Raw genomic sequence first — 18,166 nt, forward strand, 5'->3', positions numbered from 1 at the left:
GCGGCAGGCGGCGGGAGTGTGTGATGGTGGAACCGGTCGGCTCTTCCGCTCCGGCGCCGCCCAGCGCGCGTCCGTCGCCCCCGGCTGACGGGGAGTTCCGGCCCAGGGTGCCGCGCCATGTCGCGTGCGTGATGGACGGCAACGGCCGGTGGGCGGCCCGCCGCTCCCTGCCGCGTACATCGGGGCACCGGGCGGCGGAGACCACGGTGATCGACATCATCGAGGCGGCGCGCACGGCCGGGGTGGGCTGGCTGAGCCTGTACGCGTTCTCCACCGAGAACTGGCGACGTCCGGGCGACGAGGTGGACTTCCTCATGCGGCTGGTACGCCACGCCGTACGCAAACACGCGCTGCTGCTGCACGCGCGCGGCATCCGCTGCCGGTTCCTGGGCGTGGCGGATCCGCGGATTCCCCCGCCGCTCGCCCGGGACTTCGCCGACCTGATGACGCTCACCGAGGCGAACCGGGGCATGACGCTGACCGTGGCCTTCGACCACGGCGGGCGGCGGGACATCGTCGAGGCGGCCCGATCCCTCATCCGCGGCGGAGTGCCGGCCGACGCGGTCGACGAGCAGAGTTTCGCCGCCCACCTGCCCTATCCCGACACGCCCGACGTGGACCTCGTCATCCGGACCTCCGGCGAGCAGCGCATCTCCAACTTCATGCTCTGGCAGGTGGCCTACGCCGAGTGGATGTTCCCGCCGGTGCTCTGGCCCGACTTCCGCGCCCCGCACTTCGTGGAATGCCTGCACACCTACCGGCAGCGCGACCGCCGCTTCGGCGGCGTGCCGCCGCACACGATCGGAGAACCCCACCCGTGACGGACACCGCCGAGGACCGGCCCGAGTCGCTGTTCGGCCGCGACTCGCAGTTCCACCGCTTCTTCAACGATCCGCGCTGGGCCCTGGCCATGGTCAGGGCCACCGTGCTGGAAGCCGCCCACCCGCAGGTCGGCGCCGCGCTGATGGACAACTCCACCTTCGTGGCCCACCCGTGGCGCCGGCTGCACAACACCCTCATCAGTTTGCAGCGCATGTTCGGCGACGACGACCAGACGCGGCAGCGGGAGGCGGCGCGGCTCAACCGGCTGCACGCCCGGCTGCACGGCAGCGACGCGCGACACCGGCCGTACGACGCGATGGACCCCCACGTCCGCGGCTGGGTCGTCGCGACCCTCTTCGAGAGCTCCGTCACCATGTGCCGGCTGAGCGGGCAGCCGCTCGACCAGAGCACGATGGAACGGCTGTACGCCGAATTCAAGGGCTTCCACGCGGTGTTGGGCGATGATGGCGGTCAACTGCCGGCGACGTTGATCGAGTTCTGGTCGTACTACGACCACATGGTCGAGGAGGAACTGGAGAACACCGAGGCGCTGCGCATCATCCTCTACAAGCTCTTCGACCACCTGCCGGCGCCGCCGCTGCTGGACGGCGTGCCCACCATCTGGGCGGCGGGCCGCACGCTCGCCGGGCCGGTCATCGGCACGATCACCGTGGCGTCCCTGCCCGAGCCGTTCCGCCGGCGGGCCGGACTGCCCGAGATCCCCGGCGCGCAGACGCTGATGCAGGGCGCCTACCTGGCCACCGGACTGGCCCGTTTCCTGCCCGACAACTGGATCAGGACCGACAGCCTCACCGAACTGCTCTTCCGCTCCCCCGACGGCTCCGACAGCTCCGCCGGCTCCCGCGGCTTCGCCGGTTCGGGCCGCGGTAACCTCGGCGATCCCCAACCGGTGGCGCTCACCGCGCTGCGCGGCCGGATGAAGCAGGCGGGCGCCCTGTTCCGGCTGGTCACCTCCTTGCCCGAGCAGCGCGGTCCGGCCGGGGCGAGCGCACCGGAGCGGAGCGCCGACGAGTTCTTCACCGCGGTACTCGACCAGACCGGCGACGGCTACCTGGACTGGCCCGATCTCGCCGCCATGGCACGGGAACTGTCCTCCCGCCTCGACCTGGACGAACCGGAGGAGACCAAGCTCTACGACGCCTTCGCCGCGTGGTGGCGGGAACTCCAGGCGGCGCTCGACATCGACGGCGACGGCCGCGTCAGCAAGGACGAGTACGCCGCCGCCGTTCCCTCCCTCGCCGGACCCGCTCTCATCCGGGTGGCCGAGGTGCTCTTCGACGCGACCGACAAGGACGGCGACGAGTTCATCGACGCGGACGAGTACCGGGCCCTGTTCCGCAGGGCGTTCGGACGGACCCTGCCCGGCGCTGACGCCCGGTACTCCCGGGGCGCGTTCGTGACGGAATTCCTCTCCTTCATGTCGGGACGCCGCCGGTCGACCGCGTACGACCCGCTGTTCGCCGGGGCGTGAGCGTCCGAACCGCCCGACGTCCGCTCACCGACGTCCGCTGACCAACGCCCGCCCCCCGGGCCGGTACCGCCGGTGGCCCAGCGCCGCTCCGACGCGCCGACGGCCGCCGGCGGGCGGAACCCCGGCCGGGGTCCTGCCCGCCGACGGCCGTCGGTCAGCGGATGCCGCTCGCCGCGCTCACCACGAGCGCGGCACCCTCACGCGCTCGCGCCGCCGGGGCCCGGGGTGGCCGAGGGGGTCACCAGCGGGTGGTGGGACGGCGGCTGCTGGTGCGCGGTCAGCCGCACGGTGGCCGTCGCCGGGATCTTCGAGGACGCGCCCGTGGCGGTGACGGAGTACCGCCCGTCGCGCGTGCCGCGGGGCACATCGAGGGACGTGTGGATCGTCCCGTCCGCCGCCGCCGTCACCGTCACGGACGCCTGGGGGCTGGTGCCGAGCTTGACGGTCACCCGTTCCCCCGCGGTGAATCCCGCGCCGCTGACGGTGATCGAACCGCCGCCCTTGCCCCCGGAGACCACCGAGGCCGTGACGGACGGGTGCGCCGTCTGCTTCGCCACGGTCACGGTGAAGGTCCGGCTGACGCTCGACAACGTGTCCCAGGCGGTGACGTGCACGGTGTACGTGCCCGGCTGCTGGTACGTGTGCTGGCCGCTCAGTTCGCCGGCCTGGCCGACCGTGACGTCCGCGGGGACCGCGCCGTCACCCCACTGCACCCGGGCCTGATAACCGGCCTGGTCGGTGACCCCACCGCTCACCGAACCGAGGTCCGCCGACAGGGCGCGCCCCGCGGTGGCCGTCTGGTCCTCGGGGGCGGTGGCCGTCAGCGCCGCGGCGGGGGTGCCGTCGTCGGCGATGGCGAACACATGGATCCGGCCGGCCGTGCCGGGGTCGCCGGTCTGGGTCGGCAGGGTGACCGAGACGAGCGTCTTGCCGGCCGGAATCTGGTACGGGGTGGTGGCGAACAGGAACGGCTGCGCGCTGTCCTTGCTCGCGCCTTGCAGCCGGTACGCGGACTTGGCGACGACGATGTTCCCGAAGGACGGGGTGCCGTTGGCGTTGCCGCCGAGCGTCCAGTCGCTGAACTGGATCGGGATGTCAGCGGTGCTGCCGTCGCCGAACGTCGCGGTGCCGGTCGTGTTCTGGTTCCCCTCCGTGCCGGTGCCGACGAAGGAGACGCTCTTCGCGTCGGCCGGCAGGTAGAGCGCGATCGTCCGGCCGTTGCCGGTCGCGTCGTCCGGCTGTCCGGCATCGGTGGCCGGAACGGTGAAGTGCAGCGAGGTGCCCGGCACTTGGGTCTGCTCGCCCGGGGTCACACCGGCGGCCGCGAGGGCGGTACGGGAGTACCCGTAGCCGACCGAGTCGCAGTTCGCCGCGAGCACGCCCTCGTCACCGACGCAGACGGTGTCGAAGGCCGCGACGAGGCCGGAGTCGGCCGCGAAGGAGACGTCGACGCCGACCGTCGTGGAGCTCTGGCTCCTGCCGTCGGTCGCCTGGACGCTCGCCTGGTAGTAGCCGGGCTTGGCGTAGACGTGCGAGCCGCCGACGTTGTCGACACCGCGCGAACTCGGCGTGATGACGCCCGCGGTGGCGGGCGAACCGTCACCCCAGTTGATCGTTGCCTGGTACCCGGCCGCCGTGCCGCCGGTGACGGTCGCCAGCGGCGCCGTCGCGGCGACGCCCGATGTCGCGTGCACCGTGCTCTGTGCCGCGCTCACGCTGACCGTGTTGCCGCCGAGCTGGACATCGCCGCCGGCCAGCAGCTCGACCTCGGCGAGGTTGGTCCGCGCGGCTCCGGTGGTCTTCGTCACCACCAGCCGGAACTGGGCGAACCGGCCCGGTTTGGCGATCGCGAACGGCCGGGTCTGGTCCCGCCACGGGAACGCCTGTCCGCTGCGGGAGTCCACCGTGGTCCAGGTGATCCCGTCATTGGAGCCCTGGAGCTTCCAGTCCTGCGGATCGCCGGCGCTCGCACCCGAGGTGAGCGTGTAGTACGTCGGCGCCTGCTTGCCGCCGCGGTACGCCCAGGTGACCCGCGGCGTGCCGTCGGCGAAGGTCACCTGCGTGGTCGACGTGTCGTCGAACAGCTTCGAGGCGTCCTGCCCGCCGTCGGTGGTCGCGGTGCCGAGGCCGGGTCCCGTGGTGTCCTGGAGCGGCTTGGGCGCCGCGCTGCCCTTGGTGAGGGACGGCGGGGCGTCGTTGCCGCCGGTGCCCCACGACGACGGCTTCGGGCCCATCCGGAAGTCGATGGTCCCGCCGTGCGCGAGGACGGAGGAGTCGATCGACACCTGCCGCTGGGGCTTGCCGTTGACCGTCACACCCTGCACGTAGACGTTCTTGGTGCTGTTGTCCGGCGCGTTGACGACGAGGTCGCCGTTCGGGCGGTGGACGGTCATCTTGGTGAACTGCGGGGAGCCGATGGCCCAGTTGGACGAGCCGGCCTGGAGCGGGTAGATGCCGAGCGAGCTGAGGATGTACCACGACGACATCTCGCCGTTGTCCTCGTCACCGGGGTAGCCCTGGCCGATCTCGTCGCCGACGTAGAGCCGCTGCATGATCTGCCGGACGAGCGCCTGGGTCTTGGCGGGCGCGCCGGCGTAGTCGTACATGTAGGGGATGTGGTGCGAGGGCTGGTTGCTCATGCCGAGCTGGCCCATCCGCACCGCGCGGGCTTCGAGCATCTCGTGGATGGTGCCGCCGTAGCCGCCGGGGTGGTCGGCGTTCTCCGGGGTGGCGAAGAACTGGTCGAGCTTCTGCTCAAGCCCCTTCTTGCCGCCGTAGAGGTTGGCCAGGCCCTGGCCGTCCTGCTGCGCGGTGAAGGCGTAGTTCCACCCGTCGGTCTCGGTGTAGACCCCGCCCCAGTCCAGCGGGTCGCCGGCGAGGAAGTCGCCGCTCGCACCGCGTCCCTCGAAGAAGTCGGTCTTGGGGTCGAAGAGGTTGACGTAGTCGCGGGCCCGCTCCAGGAAGTAGTCGGACTCCTCCTTGATCCGGGCGCGCTCGGCCTTCGGCGTCTTCGGGTCCTTGGCCAGCGCCGCGCCCATGTTGCCGATGCCGTAGTCGCTGATGAAGCCCTCGAGCGCCCACGACACCGATTCCCCGGTGGTGGTGGGGGTGTAGCCGAGGAAGATCGAGGACTCGATCCCCTTGCGGCCGACCTCGCCGCGCCCGGACGCCACCGTCGCGTCCTTGACCGCGGCGTTGTAGGCGGCCAGCGGGTCGGGCAGCTTGACGCCGTTGAGGTACGCCTCGGACAGCGCGTCGTCGGCGCTGGTGCCGGTCATCAGGTCGGCGTAGCCCGGCGAGGACCAGCGGGCGATCCAGCCGCCGTCGCGGTACTGCTGGACGAAACCGTCGGCGATCTTGGCCGCGATGTCCGGGTAGAGCAGGGAGTACGCGGGCCACCCGGTCCGGTAGGTGTCCCAGAACCCGTTGTTGACGTAGATCTGGCCGTCGACGACCTTGGCCCCGGTGGTCGTGTCGGTCGCGGTGCCGGCCGGCGCGGACACCGGGCTGGCGTACTGCCAGTGCGGCTGCGCTGCGGTGCCGGTGTTCTCCGACTGCGAGTTCGGGTAGAGGTTCAGCCGGTAGAGGTTGGAGTAGAGCGTCACCCGCTGCGTGTCACTGGCGCCGGCCACCGACACCCGGCCGAGCCGGTCGTTCCAGGCGGCCGTGGCGGCGGCGTGGATCTGGTCGAAGCTGCGCCCGGTGACCTCGAGGTCGAGGTTCCGCCGCGCCTGCGCGGTGGAGATGAAGGACGTGGCGATGCGCAGCGTCACCTGACGGTCCGACGAGAGGTCGAAGGTGGCCGAGGTGCCGGACGACACCGTGGGCGCGCGGTCGAAGGCGCCGGACACGAACATCCTGCTGCGGCCGGCCGACAGACCGCTGCCGTTGTCGACCCAGCCGGTGAAGGTGCCGTCCGCGGCGATGGTGAAGGTGCCGTTGAAGAAGACGAGGCTTCCGGTGTCCTGCCCCGAGGGGAAGGTGAAGCGCATGATGCCGCCGTGGTCGGTCGGCGACATCTGCGCGATCAGGCCGTCCTGCAGGGTGACCTGGTAGAGGTCGGGACGCGCGATCTCGTCGGTGTGGCTGAAGGGGAGCGCCCGGCTGGCCGGCGATCCGGTGAGCGATCCGCCGGCCGGTACGGGCATGACCGACATCTGGTCACGGTCGCCCATCCAGGGGCTGGGCTCGTGCGAGATCGCGAGTCCTTGCAGGGTGGGGAGGTTCGCCGCGTTGTTGTTCTGCTGGTACGTGTACTCCCACGAGTTCGACGAGGCGTCGGTGACCGGCGTGAAGAAGTTGAACCCGTTCGGCACCGCCGAGATGGGCAGGTTGTTGCCGCGCGAGAACGAGCCCGAGGCGTTGGTGCCGCGGCGGGTGTCCACGTAGTTCGTCAGGCTGGAGCTGTCGATCGGGGCCGGCGTCGAGGTCACCGTGATGTCGTCGAGCCAGCCCTGGAAGCGGGTGGCGGCCTTGGCCTGGGGGTCGTCGTAGGAGAGCAGGATCCGGTCGATGGTCTTGCCCTTGGCGACCTTGCCGAGCTCGGACTGCACCGCGTTCCACTGGTCGGCGTAGAGCACCTTGGACGCGCCCTGGCCGGCCGCCGTGAGCGGGTAGCCGTGCTGGTCGAGGGGCGAGAGCCCGCTCAGGTAGCTGCCGTCGGTGAAGTGCAGGTCCACGGCGGCGTAGGTGGACGGGTACTGGGCGTCCTGGCCGGTGAACTCGGGGAAGATCTTGTACGACAGCCGGGTCTTCGGACCGACCGGGATGTGCACGTCGAACAGCCGGTTGGTCTCGGCGGAACGGCCGTCGGCTTCCGCGCCGCCGGAGTACCGCAGCGAGGCGAGACCGGTGAACCCGGCGCTCGGCTTCATGTTGTAGCCGCTGACCGGACCGGAGCCGACGGCGCTGACCATCGGGGTGGCCGGGGGCTCGGTGGTGGAGCCGTCGCTGATGTCCCAGTCGGCGAGCTGGATGATCGAGTCACCGGAGTTGGCGGTGATGTTCAGCCGGTAGTACGGGTAGGCCGTCGTGTTGGTGAAGCTGTACGTGTTGGTGGCGAGGCGGCCGCTGAAGGTCACTCCGGTCCGCTTGTCCAGGTCCACCCAGCCGCTGCCGTCGGCGGACCCCTGGAGGACGAAGTCCTTGGGGTCGCGGGTCGGCGAGTCGTTCGCTGAGGTCAGCGAGTAGGTGACCACCGCGGCGGGCTGGGCCAGTTGGTAGGTCACCCAGCCGGTCAGGCTGAACGCCAGCCACTTGGTGGACGGGTTGCCGTCCTTGAGGTTCACGGCGACTTCGCCCGTCGGGTTCTCGGCGCTCGCGGTCACCGCGGTGACCTGGCCGAGCAGGCTGCCGGGCAGGCCGGAGGGGCTCGAACCGCTCAGGTTCCGCTGGACCGGGGCGCCGTGGGCGTCGACCTCGACGGTGCTGGTGGCCGGTTGCGGGTCCGCGGACTCGAAGGAGGAGCTGAAGTCGCCTTGCGGCGCCGCGGCGTGGGCCGCCGGCGCGGCGGTGAGCGCCAGCACCGGCAGCAGCATCGCCGCGACCGCGCCCACCCACCGTCTCAGGGACAGGAGGCGGGCATGAGGGTGATGGGACACAACGGGACCTTTCGGGGCGGGAGATGTCGCGGCTGACACCACGAGCGGTGTGGGCTCGCGGGGTAGCGTGGCTCGATTGGACAACGTTGTCAACAGTTATGGCCATGAATTCGAGTGGGGGGGGCGGGCTGCGCGGCACCGGTCCTTCGCCCGCTTCGCGGGCGACCCTGACGCGCCTTCACCTCGGGGTGCCCCCGCGCCGGGTTGTGCGGGGGCCCCTGGCCGCCCGCGGGGCGGCTTCCGCGTCCGCGCCGCGCGCGCCCCGTAGCGCGAACGGGGCGGGCCGAGGCGTCCGGGCCGCGCCGGAACTTCCCCGAATTCGCGAGCCCTGTATGCACGGTGCGGCCCGGTGGGGGCTGGTCGCGCAGTTCCTCGCGCCCCTGACCGGGCGGCTCCCTTGCACGCACGGTGCGGCCCGGTGGGGGCTGGTCGCGCAGTTCCTCGCGCCCCTAGCGGGGCCCGAGCACGCAGGGTGCGGGTAGCCCTGACGGGGCTCGGGTTGTGCGGAGCCCCGGAGTGCCGGCAGGGCAGAGCACGCTGTACCCGCAGAGACCGACTCCCCGAGCGGACCACAACCCAAGGAGGCGCTGGGGGTACCCCCAAGCGAAGCTCTGGGGGCGAACTGCGCGACAAGCCACGACGCACCCGCACACAACCGTCCACCGAACCCACCGCGGCGCAAGGGGCGCGAGGAACTGCGCGACCAGCCACGACGTGCCCGCACACAACCACCCACCGAACCCACCACCACCCCCAGGGGCGCCGCGAGGAACTGCGCGACCAGCTGCCACGCACCCGCGGCCGATGACGCACCCAATCCGGAGCGCGGGCGCGGGGCGCCACGGGTGAACGCCCGGGAGGGCTACCGCCGGGCCACGCTGGCCCGCAGCGGGTTCCGCCGGGGGCGCCAAGCCGTCGGGCCGCTGGGGCTACGGGAGCCAGGGGCCGTCGCGGGTGGGGGTGGGGACGTTGGTGAGGCGGGCCAGGAGGAGGACGACGTCGTCCTCCTGGCCCTGTTGGGCCTCGACGGTGGTGACGATGTGGTCGGCCAGTGCTTCGAGGTCGTCGGGGCCCTCGGTCAGGACCGCGAGCACGCGGCGCTCACCCGTGTCGAGGTCGGAGTCGTGGGACTCCAGCAGCCCGTCGGTGCACAGCAGGAGCGTCACGTCGGGGCCGAGCTGGACGAAGCGGGTGGGGTAGGACTCGTCGTCGTAGGGGGAGACCCCGAGCGGCAGTCCCCCCGGCACGTCGATGGTGAAGCTCCGGCCGTCCGAGCGCCGCACGATCGGGTAGGGGTGTCCTGCCCGTACCAGCATGCCCGCGCCGTTGGCCGGATCGAGGTGGACGCAGACGCAGGTGGCGATCAGATCGGTGTCCAGCTCGTAGAGGAAGCGCGACGCTCTGGCCATGACCGTCGTCGGCGGATGGCCCTCGGTGGAGTAGGCGCGCAGGGCGGCCCGCAACTGCCCCATGACCGCCGCCGCCTGGACGTCGTGGCCCTCCACGTCGCCGACCACCAGCATGACCTTCCCGCCGGGCAGCACGATCACGTCGTACCAGTCGCCGCCCACCTGGTGCCCGGTACGGTCCGGCTGGTAGCGCACCGCGACGCTCGCCCCCGGCACGTCCGGGATGTGGCCCGGCAGCATCGACTGCTGGAGGGCCACCGACATCGCGTGCTCCCGGTCGTAGAGCAGGGCCCGCTGGAGCGACTGGGAGAAGGTGGCCCCGAGGCTGAGCAGCAGATTCCGCTCGTCGGGGGTGAAATCCCGCCGGTCCTTGAAGAGCACCGCCAGCGCGCCGGTCGCCGCGCCCTGCGCCGCCAGCGGGATGACGGCGGCTGCGGTCAGGTCGGTCGGTTCGATGTGCGGCCACAGCGGCGGGTACGTGTCGCGTACGTCCTCACGGGTGATGAAGAGGGGCGTGTCGCTGCGGATCGCCTCGGCGAGGGGCATCGGGCCGTCGAGCCGCCCGGTCCCGAGGTCCCTGACCAGAGCGGCCGGCAGCCCGGTCGTGGCCAGCACCACGCGCCGGTCCCGGTCGAGCACGCTCAGCGCCACCCCGGACGCCCCGACGAGGTCGAGAAACGGCTGGCCGGTCGCCAGTTCCAGCAGGTCCTGGACGGTCATCACCCGGGACAGCTCGGCGTTGAGCGTCCGGGTGACATCCAGCCGGCGCTCCCGTTCGCGGCCCAGGGCGGACTGCTGGGCCGCGTGCCGCAGCTCCTCGTCGGCGTTCCGCAGCACACCCACGGCCCGCAGCGCGGTTCCGTCCTCGGCCCTGACGTACCGGGCGTGCACATGTGCCCAGCGCAGGGGCCCCTCGGGCGAGCGGATCCGGAAGTAGGCGCCGTACTCCGACGCGCCGGTCGCCGCGCCCTGCGCCAGCCTGGGCGAGTCGTGGACGACCATCAGCGCGCGCAGCGTGTCCGGCCGGCCGTCGAACTCGTCCGCGCGCAGACCGAAGACCGCCAGCGCGCCGGGGTCGAGGTACACCTCGTCCGCCGTCAGGTCCCAGACGAAGCCGCCGGTCCGGTACTCCACCAGATACGTGGGGAGCTCGCTCCGGAGGACCTCCTCCAGGCGCTCGGCGGACGTCCCGGGCTCCGCCCCCGGCCAGCCCGGGGCGGCCCGGGGGCCCTCCCGCCCGTCGCCGCGGGAGGCATCGCCTCGCTGCTCCATGGGTCCAGTGTCCGTCGGGACGGCATCGCGCGCCTGGCTGCACCGGGGCGGCGCCTGTGCTCGGCCCCGCCCAGCCGCCAGAGATACCCGGATCCGGCCGGATCGGCCCGAATCCCGCCCGGCCGCGCTCATCCCCCGGCAAGGCGGATCCGCCCGGCCCCGCTGATCCCCCGGCGCGGCCCCGGCGGCCGACGCGCCCGGCGGTGCGCGCGAGCCGCCCGCGACTCAGCCCCGTTCCGCCGTCGGCGCGCCCGTCTCCAGCAGCCGCCCGTCGGAAAGCCGCAGCCACCGCTCCACCTTGATCTCCGCCAGGAACCGTTCGTCGTGGCTGACCACGACGAACGCGCCCCGGTAGGCGTTGAGCGCGCTTTCCAGTTGTCCGACGCTGACCAGGTCGAGGTTGTTGGTCGGCTCGTCGAGCAGCAGGAGCTGGGGTGCCGGTTCGGCGCACAGGACGCAGGCCAGGGTGGCCCGCAGCCGCTCCCCGCCGGACAGCGCGCCGACCGGCAGGTGGACGCGGGAGCCCCGGAAGAGGAACCGGGCGAGCAGGTTCAAGCGCTCCGGCTCCGGCAGCGCGGGCGCGAAAGCGGCCAGGTTCTCCGCCACACCGCGGTCGGGGTCCAGCAGGTCCAGCCGCTGGGACAGATGGGCGATCCGCCCGGCGGCTCTCTTGACCTGGCCGGCCCGCGGCTCCAGCTCACCGCTGATCACCCGCAGCAGACTGGACTTGCCGGCTCCGTTGGGCCCGGTCAGGGCGATCCGCTCCGGGCCCCGGACCACCAGGTCGGCGCCCGGTCCGGCGAAAAGGTCCCGCTCGCCGAAGCCGACCCGCATCCCCTCGCCGAGGAAGACGGTCCGGCCGGCCGGCACCTGCGTGTCGGGCAGTTCCAGCACGATCCGCTGCTCGTCGCGCAGCGACCGCTCCGCCTCGTCGAGCCGGGCCTTGGCCTCGCCGACCCGGGCCGCGTGCGTCTCGTTGGACCGGCCGGCCGACTCCTGGGCGTTGCGTTTCATCGTGCCGGCGAAGATCTTCGGCAGTCCGGCGCTGTTGAGGTTCCGGGCGGCGTTGCCGGCCCGCCGGGCGGCCCGCTCCCTGGCCTGCCGCATCTCGCGCTTCTCCCGCTTGACCTCCTGCTCGGCGGTGCGGATGTTCTTCTCCGCTGTCTCCCGCGCGGCGCGCACCGCGTTCTGGTAGGCGGTGAAGTTGCCGCCGTAGGAGCGGACCTCGCCGCGGTCGAGTTCGGTGATCCGGTCCATCCGGTCCAGCAGCGCCCGGTCGTGGCTGACCAGCAGCAGACAGCCGTGCCACTCCTCGAGCACGGTGTACAGCCGGTGGCGCGCGTCGAGGTCGAGGTTGTTGGTCGGCTCGTCGAGCAGCAGGACGTCGGGGCGCTTCAGGAGCTGCGCGGCGAGCCCCAGCGAGACGGCCTGGCCGCCGCTGAGGGTGCGCAGGCGCCGGTCGAGCGGGATGTCGCCCAGACCGAGCCGGTCGAGCTGGGCCCGGGTGCGCTCCTCGATGTCCCAGTCGTCGCCGATGGTGGCGAAGTGCTCCTCGCCGGTGTCACCCGACTCGATGGCGTCGAGCGCCCGGATCACCGGCGCGATCTCCAGCACCTCGGCGACGGTCAGGTCGCCGGACAGCGGCAGGCTCTGCGGGAGGTAGCCGGCCGTCCCCTGGACGGAGGCGGTGCCGGCGGCGGGCCGCAGCTCGCCGGCGATCAGTTTGAGCAGGGTGCTCTTGCCCGACCCGTTGGGTGCGACGAGGCCGGTGCGGCCGCCGCCGACGGTGAAGGACAGGTCGTGGAAGACCGGGGTGTCGTCGGGCCAGGAGAAGGAGAGATGCGAAAGGACGATGAACGCGTCGGACATGTCGAAGCCCTCGGGGGTGATACGGGCGCGCCGAAGCCGCCCGGCGGGGTGCAGGGGGGTGATCGAGCTGATCAAGCTGGTCGAACTGATCAGGCTGATCGAACGACGACACGGCGAATCGACCACGACGGCGGCGCTGTCACGCGCCCGCTCGCGGCCGGTCACCTTCCGGTCTCACCCGGAGATGTCGTCGTCACCCGCCATGCCTGGTCTCCCTGTCCCTCTTCGTACGGCCCTCGTACGGCCCGGTGTCGAGCTGTCGATCGCTCCCCGGCTCACCGCACAACCGGGTCAAGAATAGTGATCCACCGGGCCCGGCGCGAACGGTCAGCGGATCCGGACCCGAACGGGACCGGCGAACCAGCCGCGGAACCGGCCGCGTAACCGGCCCGAAAAAGCGGTGGAACAGGCGTCATGCCCACAAATGAGGGCATAAGAAGCAAACAGGGCGTTTTCGGCCGAGCGGGCCGGACGGACGATCGCGGCCGGACCGGCTCCCCGTAACCCGGCGGCTCGGAGGTGGCACGGTGACAGAGGCCGGCGAGGCCAGGGTCGGGGCGGGTCACGGGCTGCTGGACGACGTGCTGGACGAGACGGTGCGCCGCACCGGGGCGTACGCCGCCGGCATCTACGCCCTCGACCCGGACGAGCCCGTGCTCGAGGTCATGGTGATGTGCGGGATCCCGGGTGATTTCATCACGCCCTGGCGTCGGGTCTCGCTGGCCGCCCCGCTCCCGGTGGCCGACGCCGTCAACGAGCAGCGCCTGGTCTGGGTGAGCGGCCAGGAGGACCTCGCCCGGATGTATCCCCGCACCGCCCTCGCGGTGCCCTACCAGTTCGCGCTGGCCGCGGCCCCGGTGACCAGCACCCGCCACCGCTGGGGCGCCCTGCTGCTGCTGTGGCCGCCCGACCATCCCGACCGGCTGACCGAGCGGGACGAGGAACAGATCGCGGGCTGCTCCCGCCGGGCCGCCGACCTGCTGGAGGACGCCTCACGCACCGGCGGCCGGCCCCTGACGCCCCCCGACCGGCTGCGGGTGCTGCCCGCCGAGACCACCCGTACGACCTGGGCGGAAGACCTCCCCGCGGCCGATTTCGCCGAGCGGCTGCCCGGCGGCTCCTGCGCCCTGGACCTGGAGGGCCGGGTCACCTTCATCACCGCCGCCGCGGCCGGCCTGCTCGGCCGCAGCGTGGAGCAGCTCCAGGGGACCCTGCTCTGGCGGGAGCTGCCGTGGCTCAACGACCCCGTCTACGAGGACCGCTACCGCGCCTCGGTCTTCAGCCGCCGGCCCGCCTCCTTCAGCGCCTGCCGGCCGCCCGACCGGTGGCTGGACTTCAGCCTCTACCCGGACGACAGCGGGATCAGTGTGCGCATCACCCCGGCCGGCACGGGTCCCAGGCCGGAGTCGGCCGCCCCGGCGCCCGGGCCGGCCGGCGCCGCCACCCCGATGAAGCCGGGCCAGCTCTACCAGGTGATGCATCTGGCGGCAGCCCTCACCGAGGTGGTCGGCGTGACGGATCTCGTCGACCTCATCGCCGACCAGATCATGCCGGCCTTCGGCGCCCACGGGCTGATGCTGTTCACCGCGGAGGACGCCGGTGAGCTGCGCGTCGCGGGACACCGCGGCTATCCGGCCGCTGTCGTCGAGCACCTCGACGGCCAGAGCCTGCACACGACGTCGACCCCCACCGGAGAGACGTTCTCCACCGGCACGCCCCTGTTCTTCGCGGACCCGGAGGAGCTGGACCGCAGATACGCCTCCCCCGCCCCGGTCACCGGCAAGAAGGCCTGGGCGTTCCTGCCGCTGATCGTCTCCGGCCGCCCGGTCGGCTGCTGTGTCCTCTCCTACGCCCACCCGCACCGCTTCTCCATCGAGGAGCGGGCGGTGCTGGCCTCGCTCGCCGGACTCGTCGCCCAGGCGCTCGACCGGGCCCGGCTGTACGACACCAAGCACCGGCTCGCCCAGGACCTCCAGCAGGCGCTGCTCCCGCACACCCTGCCCTCCGTCCCCGGTCTCGAAGTGGCCGTCCGCTACCGGCCCTCCACCCGCGGCATGGACATCGGCGGCGACTTCTACGACCTCATCCGGCTCGGCGACAGCAGTTGCGCCGCCGTGATCGGGGACGTCCAGGGCCACAACGCCGACGCCGCCGCGCTCATGGGCCAGGTCCGTACCGCCGTCCACGCGTACGCCACCGCCGGCACACCGCCCCACCAGGTCCTGGCCAGGACCAACCGGCTGCTCGGCGATCTCGACTCGGCGCTGTTCACCAGTTGCCTCTACGTCCACCTCGACCTCGCCCTCCGCCGGGCGTACCTGGTCAACGCGGGACACCCGCCGCCGCTGCTGCGCGACCCCGAGCTGGGCACCCATGTCCTGCATGTGCCGCCCGGCCTGCTGCTCGGCATCAACCCGAACGTCACCTATCCCATCGCCGAGATCGACCTGCGGCCCGGTACGGTCCTCGCGCTCTACACCGACGGGCTCGTCGAAGCCCCGGGGATCGACCTCGACGCGTCCATCGCCGACCTGGTCCGCTGCCTGGCCCACGAGAAAGGCTCGCTGGAACGGATCGCCGACGCCCTCCTGGACCGGGTCCGGCCGCCCGGCCGCCACAGCGACGACATCGCCCTGCTCGTGCTGCGGGTCACCTGACCGGTCGGCGTCACCCCGGCCGCTCCGGACCACCCGGTCCGCTCCGGATCACCCGGCGCCCCCGGGAGGCCCGCCCCCACCGACCGGCTCCGGCACCCGCCACACCGCTCCGTACGATGGGGCCGAGGGCGGCCCGGTCCGAAGGGGACCGTGCGCGCCGCCGGGCCGCGATGGCGGCGGCTGCTGGAGGGCGGGTTCACATGGTCGACCGGGGGGCGAAGGGCGGCGGGCCGACGAGCGCGGCGCACGGCCGCCCCGCCAGGACACCGCTGCGCGGGCGGGCCGCCGAACTCGGCGGCGCCCTCGAAGCGCTGCGCTCGGCCCGGCAGGGACAGCCGACGCTCCTCGTGGTCAGCGGCGAACCCGGTATCGGCAAGACGGCCCTGACCCAGGCGGTGGCCGAGCAGGCGCACCGCGGCGGCTTCGCCGTCGCGCGGTCGACCGCCTATGCGGCGGACCGGGTGGCCCCGCTGGCCTCGCTCGGGCCAGGACTGCGGTCGGGCGCCGACCCGCTGATCGGCTCGGCGGACTTCATGGGACTCGCCGAACTCCATGGACAGCCACTGTGGCTGGTGGAGCGGCTGGCGACGCTGCTCGAGCAGCGGGCCGAGGAACGGCCGCTGCTGTTCACGGTGGACGACGCCCAGTGGGTCGACCCGCTCACCTTCTTCGCGCTGCGCCTCCTGCCCGGCCGGCTGGCCGCCTCCCCCGTGGTGTGGCTGCTCGCCACCCGGGAGGTGCCCGGCGGCCCGGCCGACCAGATCGCCGAAGCCGCCGGGCGGGACGTACCCGTGGTCCGGGTCGGCCTGGCCGCGCTCACCGACGACGCCGTGCTGGCGATGGCGGTCGACCGGCTCGGCCCCCGGCCCGATCCCGAGGTGCTGCGACGGCTCGGCCGGACCGGCGGCAGCCCGTTCCTCGCCGCGCAGCTCCTCGACGGCCTCTTCGCGCCGGACGCCGCCGGCCACGCGGCCCCGAGCCTGCCGACCGGGCTGGTCGAGGGGGTGCGCCGCCGGATGACGGCGACCTCCAAGGAGTGCCGCGACCTGGTGCGGGCCGCCGCGGTCCTGGGTCCGCTGTCCGTCCTCCCGGACATCGCCCACCTGCTCGGCCGCGGCCCCGGCAGCCTGACCGACCCGCTGACGGAGAGCATCGAGGCCGGGCTGCTCGCCGACGACGGCGCCGGGGTGCGCTTCCGGCACGAGCTGCTGCGGGAGGCGGTCTACGAGGACATCCCGCCGTCCGGGCGGCGCGCCTGGCACCGGGCGATCACCGAACACTTCCTCGCCTCGGGCCGCGGCCCGGCGGCGGCGGCGCCCCACGTACTGGCGACCGCGCAGCCCGGCGACACCACCGCCGTTGACCTGCTGCGCGAGGCCGCCCACGAGGTGATCGCGACCATGTCCATCACCTCCGCGGCCTTCATCCGGCAGGCGTTCGACCTCACGGCCGAGGACGACCCGCGGCGACCGCAGATCGGCGCCGAAGTCGTGGAGGTGCTGGTGTCGGCCCGGCAGTACGCCGAGGCCGGGGCCTTCGCCGACCGGGTGCTGCCGCTGGCCACCGACCCGGACCAGGTGGCGACCGTACAGCTCGCCCTGATGCCGAGGCTCTGGGCGGCCGAGGAGTTCGGCGAGCTGGCCGACCGGGCCGCCGACGTACGCGCCGCCGGGGCCGCGCCCGCGCCGACCGCCCGGCTCGCCGCCTACCGGGCCCTCGCCGGGACGTCCGCCGAGGCGGCTGACGACGCGCTGGCCGCCGCCCGCCGGGCCGGGGACGTCACGGCGACCGTGGTGGCCCACGCGGCGGTGGCCGTCCAGGCCGAACGCGCCGGGCGGTACGCCACCGCCGACCACGCCTACGGCCGGGCGCGGGAGGCCGCCGCCGGGGCGGACGGCGGAGTCGGCGCCCCCGTCACCGGGCAGCTCGAACTGCGCGGGCTGCTCGCCCGCGCCCGGCTCGACGACGTCGAAGGGGTCCTCGCCGAGCTGGCGGACGCGCCGCCCGGCGACCCGCGCTTCCCGGAGTTCTGGCAGGCGCCCCAGGTGGCCTGGGTGCGCGCGTGTCTCTGCCTGGGCGCCGGGCGCCTGGACGAGGCCGCCGGGCACGCCACTCGATCGCTCCAGCTCATGGACGACGTGGGCGACCGGGCCTTCGAACGCCATGTGCGCCATGTGCTGGCGGAGGTCGCGCTGTTGCGCGGCGACCGCGAGCAGGCGCGCACGCACCTGGCGGCGGTGGAGAGCCGGGGCGGCGCCCTGCCGGTCGCGCGGGCGCTGCTCGCCCAGGCCGAGGGCGGGCCCCGGGGGGCGGCCGCGCTGGTGCGGCTGCTGGCGGCGGAAGGGTCGTCGGAGGTCACCGAGTGGGTGCCCTGGCCGGACCAGCTCCTGGTGCAGGCGGCCTGCTCGGCGCGGCGCGCGGACGACGCCGAGGTGGAGCGGGCGGCGGCCGGACGGCTGGCCGAACTGGCGGCTGCGTCGCCTGGCGTGACGAGCCTTCAGGCCGCCGCGCTGATCGCCGGGGGCGGCAAGGCCGCGGCGCCGGCCGCCGCGGTGGAGATGCTGCGCGGGACCCCGCGCATCCTGCTGCTGGCGTACGCGCAGGAGGAGTTCGGCCGCGGCGAACTCGCCGACGGCGACCGGGCGACGGCGGTCGCGGCCCTGGACGAGGCGAGGGACCTCTTCGCCGGCGCCGGGGCGTCGACCGCCGCGACCCGGGTGCAGCGGGTGCTGCAAGCGGCGGGCGTCCGGCGGCGCCGCTGGCCGACGGTCCCGGAACGCCCGCTGGGCGGCTGGGAAGCGCTGACCGAGATGGAGCGCCGGGTGGCCCTGCTCGTCGCCGACGGCCACAGCAACCGCTCGGCGGCGGCCGAACTCGTCCTGTCGCCCAGCACGATCAGCACGCACCTGCGGGCTGCCTTCAGCAAGCTGGAGGTGCACTCCCGGGTGCAACTGGCGAAGGTCGTCCTGCGGCACGGCGCCGACGACGCCGGACGCACCGGAGACGCCGGAGACGACCCGCGGGCGCCGCGCTGAGGGGCGCGAC

8 protein-coding genes are annotated in these 18,166 nt (G+C 73.4%); 5 read left to right on the forward strand and 3 right to left on the reverse strand.

Going from position 1 to position 18,166, the window contains the following annotated elements:
- The first annotated feature begins 23 nt into the window (after positions 1–23).
- Together uppS and OG519_RS10590 are read left to right on the forward strand one after the other, a co-directional pair.
- Positions 24–821 (forward strand): polyprenyl diphosphate synthase, encoded by a 798-nt coding sequence (gene uppS / locus OG519_RS10585; RefSeq protein WP_405581722.1) that lies wholly within the window; start codon positions 24–26, stop codon positions 819–821.
- Entirely contained in the window at positions 818–2,314 is a 1,497-nt protein-coding gene (locus OG519_RS10590; protein WP_405581725.1) for an oxygenase MpaB family protein, read from the forward strand. The genes uppS and OG519_RS10590 overlap by 4 nt, the downstream gene beginning before the upstream one ends.
- Positions 2,315–2,511: 197 nt before the next feature.
- Here OG519_RS10590 and OG519_RS10595 read toward each other — a convergent pair whose 3' ends face one another.
- The 3 genes from OG519_RS10595 to abc-f all read right to left on the reverse strand — a co-directional run bounded on the left by OG519_RS10595 (position 2,512) and on the right by abc-f (position 12,464).
- Complete coding sequence (locus OG519_RS10595; protein ID WP_405581728.1) at positions 2,512–7,869, reverse strand: GH92 family glycosyl hydrolase; 5,358 nt, start codon at positions 7,867–7,869, stop codon at positions 2,512–2,514.
- A 974-nt stretch (positions 7,870–8,843) separates the two neighbouring features.
- Positions 8,844–10,595, reverse strand: a complete 1,752-nt coding sequence (locus OG519_RS10600) for a SpoIIE family protein phosphatase (RefSeq protein ID WP_405581731.1) — start codon at positions 10,593–10,595, stop codon at positions 8,844–8,846.
- Positions 10,596–10,820: 225 nt separating this feature from the next.
- Positions 10,821–12,464: a ribosomal protection-like ABC-F family protein gene (abc-f, locus tag OG519_RS10605; RefSeq protein ID WP_405592620.1), complete on the reverse strand. Its 1,644-nt coding sequence runs from the start codon at positions 12,462–12,464 to the stop codon at positions 10,821–10,823.
- A gap of 58 nt (positions 12,465–12,522) precedes the next feature.
- Here abc-f and OG519_RS10610 point away from each other — a divergent pair, with 58 nt between their 5' ends.
- The 3 genes from OG519_RS10610 (at position 12,523) to OG519_RS10620 (ending at position 18,156) form a co-directional block, all read left to right on the forward strand.
- Positions 12,523–12,765, forward strand: a complete 243-nt coding sequence (locus OG519_RS10610; RefSeq protein ID WP_405581733.1) for a hypothetical protein — start codon at positions 12,523–12,525, stop codon at positions 12,763–12,765.
- Between the two features lie 226 nt (positions 12,766–12,991).
- On the forward strand, positions 12,992–15,121 hold the full coding sequence (locus OG519_RS10615; RefSeq protein WP_405581735.1) for a SpoIIE family protein phosphatase: 2,130 nt from the start codon (positions 12,992–12,994) through the stop codon (positions 15,119–15,121).
- Between the two features lie 200 nt (positions 15,122–15,321).
- The gene (locus OG519_RS10620) at positions 15,322–18,156 is read left to right on the forward strand and encodes an ATP-binding protein (RefSeq protein WP_405581738.1); all 2,835 of its coding nucleotides are present in this window, start codon (positions 15,322–15,324) and stop codon (positions 18,154–18,156) included.
- The last annotated feature ends 10 nt before the right edge of the window (positions 18,157–18,166 follow it).

The sequence above is a fragment of the Streptomyces sp. NBC_01190 genome (assembly GCF_045039895.1).
Classification (GTDB): Bacteria; Actinomycetota; Actinomycetes; order Streptomycetales; family Streptomycetaceae; genus Actinacidiphila.